Genomic DNA, 1164 nt, shown 5'->3' on the forward strand with positions numbered 1-1164 from the left:
AGGAGCGGAATGATGGGAAACTATCACGTTCCGTTTTGGAGAGCAGTGGAGGGGGCGACTCCTTCACTGACTTTAATTGTTGAATGTTTTGCCAAGTCAATCAAAATGTCGTAGCAGGGTGATGCTGTCTCCCCGCTGCCTTTAGTTTAAAAAGCGCGCCTGTAAGATCGTTTTACTAATGTATTTAGGATTACATAAATACATTAAAATACAGTAAAATAGCCAAACAAAGATCTACCTTTAGATAGGTATTTTAGGAAATGAGTTAAATAAAAAAATGTTATCTTAAATAATCAGAAAACCAGACAGAACTAGAGAAAAAATTAATGTAGCTAAATTAACTTTTTAGCGTTATAGTGATTTATAGATTACAAAAACTAGGTGACTCACTTGGCTGATATCGTTGATACCGCCGTTTCGGCTGGATCTTTTACAACCCTAGTTGCTGCTGTCAAAGCTGCTGGTTTAGTAGATACTCTTAAAGGCGCTGGCCCCTTCACAGTTTTTGCGCCTACTGACGAAGCTTTTGCTAAGCTTCCCGCAGGTACTGTAGAAGCACTGCTTAAGGACATTCCTAAGCTCACAAAAATCTTGACTTATCATGTCGTTTCTGGCAAAGTTATGGCCGCTGATGTGGTCAAGCTGAAATCTGCCAAGACAGTTGAAGGTTCAGAAGTGAAAATTGATGCTTCCAATGGCGTCAAAATCAATGATTCTACCGTTACAACAGCCGATGTGGCTGCTGATAATGGCGTCATCCACATTATTGATTCAGTCTTGCTTCCTGCGTAAGCACAGACTTAGATAGCGCAATACTATCTTGAGGGCGGTGGCTGTTGTTAGCCACCGCCCTGTTTTCGTTGATAGTTGAGATTTAAATATTTTACACGACTCGATAATTAAAACTCTCGCTTTTTTCTCCCTCTAGATAGAGGAAAACTGAAAATCAGGCTCATCTTCAATTACAGGAATGGCTGCCGGAAACCGATTCATAAAAGTAATTAATCGGTTGAAGCCCACAGAAAGCTCAGGAAGAAGAAATACTTTGAGCCAAAATTGCATTAGTTTAGAAGCCACTCTCCTCTTGTATAGTCATTTCAAATAAAAAAGAGACACTATTGAGCGCAGTAGGCACAGATGAGTTCATCTAAAGATGTGCCAGGA

At 40.0% G+C, this 1164-nt stretch carries 1 protein-coding gene; it reads left to right on the plus strand.

All coding sequences use genetic code 11. The features are described from left to right. The first annotated feature begins 390 nt into the window (after positions 1 to 390). Positions 391 to 792, plus strand: coding sequence for a fasciclin domain-containing protein (locus QUA38_RS29070; protein ID WP_333067889.1), 402 nt, complete (start codon positions 391 to 393; stop codon positions 790 to 792). The last annotated feature ends 372 nt before the right edge of the window (positions 793 to 1164 follow it).

The organism is Microcoleus sp. Pol12B4 (assembly GCF_036701385.1).
Classification (GTDB): domain Bacteria; phylum Cyanobacteriota; class Cyanobacteriia; order Cyanobacteriales; family Microcoleaceae; genus Microcoleus.